General features: G+C 73.8%; 3 protein-coding genes. All 3 read right to left on the minus strand.

What is annotated here, in order from left to right:
- Positions 1-24: 24 nt before the first annotated feature.
- Complete coding sequence (locus ACFFNX_RS45960; protein WP_378212648.1) at positions 25-879, minus strand: class I SAM-dependent methyltransferase; 855 nt, start codon at positions 877-879, stop codon at positions 25-27.
- Complete coding sequence (locus ACFFNX_RS45965) at positions 876-1949, minus strand: LLM class flavin-dependent oxidoreductase (protein WP_378212649.1); 1074 nt, start codon at positions 1947-1949, stop codon at positions 876-878. The genes ACFFNX_RS45960 and ACFFNX_RS45965 overlap by 4 nt, the downstream gene beginning before the upstream one ends.
- Positions 1939-3200 (minus strand): AMP-binding protein (locus ACFFNX_RS45970; protein ID WP_378212650.1); only part of this gene is annotated, 1262 nt, incomplete at its 5' end. The genes ACFFNX_RS45965 and ACFFNX_RS45970, both read right to left, overlap by 11 nt.

The raw sequence follows: 3200 nt of genomic DNA on the forward strand, positions 1-3200 counted from the left end.
CGTACGCAGCCCGCGCCCGCCCGCTCACTCCGCCGGGGTCTGCTCCATCTGGGCGACGGCGGCCGCGTGCAACCCGCCGTCGTAACGGACCCGGCCGCCGGCGCCGGTGTGGGCGGGACGCCGGCCGCCCGCGCGCCGCACCACCGTGACGCTGTTCTGGGCCAGCTTGTGCGGCTCCAGGAGGTTGAGGATCTCCAGTTCGCCCGGGCGCGCCCGCTGGAGGCCGGCCAGGTAGCGCAGGATCGCCTCGCCCTCCGGATAGGTCATCAGGTAGTGGAGGACCAGCAGGCCACCGTCGGGGTTGATCAGGTCGAGGAAGTGGTCGATGAAGTAGAGGCAGTCCCACGCGTCCACCCACGCCAGGTCGATCGGTGCGAAGCCCGGCGGCAGCCGGTCGCGGCACTCCCGGAGAGTGGCGTCGACGATGGTGACCCGGTCCGCGAGGCCGAGGTCGGCCAGGACGTCCCCGACCCGCCGGGCGGAGGAGGCGGCGTTCGACAGGTCGTCCACCGCGACGAGCTCGGGCCGGTAGGGCTCCAGGTGGCTCGCCGGCGCGGCGAGCGGCGGTTCGGCCGTGAGCCAGGCGTCGTCGAGCGGCGACCCGGAGGCGAGGTGGGACCGGGTCTTGGCCGCCAGCGCGACGGCCTCCTCGCGTGCCCGGTCCTCGGTCTCCCTCAGGGCCGCCGCCAGGAACGCCGTGGTGTATCCCATCCCGACCTCCAGCACCCGGCGCGGCCGGGTCAGCCGGACCAGGTCGGCCAGGAGAGGGGCGACCGCCTCGGTCCCCATGCCGGGGACGCGGAGCCGGTCGGCCGCGGCGTCGAATCCCGTCAGGTGCCCTCCGGCCTCCCGGCCGGGGCGCGGAGTCCGCTCGGTCATGGGTGAACTCCCACCGGCCGGGCGAGCTCGCGCAACCGGCCGAGATGGTCGAGGCCGGCCAGCACGGTCGAGGTGGGCAGGCCGAAGTCGATCAGGCAGGCCACCTCGTCCACGCCGATCGCCCGGAGCCGCTCGACCACGCGGAGGGCCCGGTCCGGCGTGCCGAACAGGCCGCCGTCGTCGACGTAGCGGTCGAAGGCGCGCCGGACCATGAAGTCGACGTCGCCGGGATGGAGCGCGGCCGGGTCGATCCGGCGGCGGCCGTCGAGCCCGGAACCGGCGAGGAGCCCGAGGGAGCTTCGCAGATAGGCGGTGAGCGGTTCCCGGACCAGCTCCCTGACCTCCTCCGCGTCGTCCCCCAGGAAGGCGTGGACCATCAGTGCCACGTGGCCCGGCCCGGTGCTCGCCCGGCGGTACTCGCGGATCTTGACGGCCAGGTCGCCGATGTCCTGGCCCAGCAGATGGGTGAGCACGCCCGCTCCCATCCGCCCGGCCGCCCGGAAGGTCTCCACCCCGCCGGCGCTGGTGATCCAGGTCGGCAGCTCGGATTGGATGGGCGAGGGGTGGATCCGCACCCGCTGTTCGGCGCCGGTCCCGTCCCGTACCGCCAGCGCCTCACCCCGCCACAGCCGCCGGACCTGCTCCGCCCGCTCCACCATGACGCGGCGCCGGTCGCGGTAGTCCTCCGGCCGGAGCGCGAAGTCCGAAGCGTGCCAGCCCGAGGCGAAGGAGATCCCCGCCCGGCCGCCGGACAGGTTGTCGACCACGGACCATTCTTCGGCGATCCGCAGCGGATGGTGGAGCGGTGCCACCACGCTCCCGGCCCGCAACCGTACGTTCTCGGTGACGGCCGCCACCGCGGCGCCGGTCACCGAAGGGTTCGGATACAGCCCACCGAAGGGGTGGAAGTGGCGTTCCGGGGTCCAGACCGCGGCGAAACCGTTCGCGTCGGCGAACCGCGCCCCGTCCAGCAGCAGCCGGTAGCGGCTCCCGTCGAGTTCGCGGCTGTCGCTGGCGAAGTAGAACAGGCTGAAGTCCATTCCCCGCGGTGAGACCGGCTTACGTGACATCGGCGCCCTCCATGGCCAGATCACGGATCGCGGCGCGGTCCACTTTCCCGTTGGCGCCCAGCGGCAGCGCCGCCAGGTGCACGAACCGCCGCGGCACCATGTGGATCGGCAGCCGGTCGCGCAGCGCCCTCAGCAGCTCCGGCCGGGGCACCGGCGTCCCGGTGTAACAGCCGATCAGCTCGGTCGCCCCGGCCCGCCCGGCCGTGACGACGACGGCCCGCCGCACCCCGGGCACGCGCCGCAGGCCGGCCTCCACCTCGCTGGGCTCGACCCGGTAGCCCCGGATCTTGACCTGGTCGTCCAGCCGTCCCACGTGGACCAGGCGCCCGGCCTCTCGGCGAACCCGGTCCCCCGTACGGTAGAAGTGCGCACGGGACGGCGGCCCGGTGCCGTCGTGGCCCAGAAACCGGCCGGCGTCGTCGCGCGGATCCAGATAGCCGTCGAACCGCTGCGCGCCGCGGACGCACAGCTCGCCCGCCTCGGTGATCAGATACTCCAGGTCGTCGTAGACCTCCCCGATGGGCACCGTGCCGTTGGAGGTCCGCGGCCAGCGCCGCGGATCCACCGGCAGCCGATACTCGGCGCACGCCAAGGTGAGCTCGGTGGGGCCGTAGAGGTTGTCGATGACGGTCCCGGGCGCCACCGCACGCCACGCGGCCGCCTGGTCGTAGTCGAGCTGCTCTCCGCAGAACACGCTGTGGCGCAGGGAGTGGTCGCGCCCCGTGGGCAGGTTGCCGAGCCCGGCGCTCACCGACACCGCCGACGGCACGGAGAACCAGTGAGTGAGCCGTCGGCGAGTCAGGTAGTCGACGGGCCCGAAGAGCTCCGCCCGGTCCGGCACGACAAGCGTGGCGCCGCCGCCCCAGGTGACGAACAGGTCGAACACCGACAGGTCAAAGGACAGGTCGAAGGTGTGCGACATCCGGCAGTCCGGGCCGACCCGGTACCGGGCGATGTTGCGCCGGAGGAACGGGAGTACGTTCCGATGCCGGATGGGCACCCCCTTGGGGCGTCCCGTCGTGCCGGAGGTGAACAGCAGGTACGCCACGTCATCGGGGTCCGCCGCGTACGGGGAGAGCCGCCCCTCCGGCGCGGCGTCCAGCACGTCGGCGTCGGTCAGCACCAGCACCGTGCCGACGCCGAGGCCCTCGCGCCGGCTCGTCGCGCCGGCCGGGAGCGCGTCGTCGGCCACCAGCACGTCCACGCCGGCCGAGCCGAGGATCTCGCGGTTGCGCGCGGCGGGGTGTTCGG

Source organism: Actinoallomurus acaciae (assembly GCF_042429965.1).
Taxonomy (GTDB): Bacteria; Actinomycetota; Actinomycetes; order Streptosporangiales; family Streptosporangiaceae; genus Actinoallomurus; species Actinoallomurus acaciae.

Excerpts from the sequence above, each read along its gene's own strand:
- ACFFNX_RS45960 (WP_378212648.1), bottom strand. The coding sequence starts at position 879 with ATGACCGAGCGGACTCCGCGCCCCGGCCGGGAGGCCGGAGGGCACCTG.
- ACFFNX_RS45965 (WP_378212649.1), bottom strand. The coding sequence starts at position 1,949 with ATGTCACGTAAGCCGGTCTCACCGCGGGGAATGGACTTCAGCCTGTTC.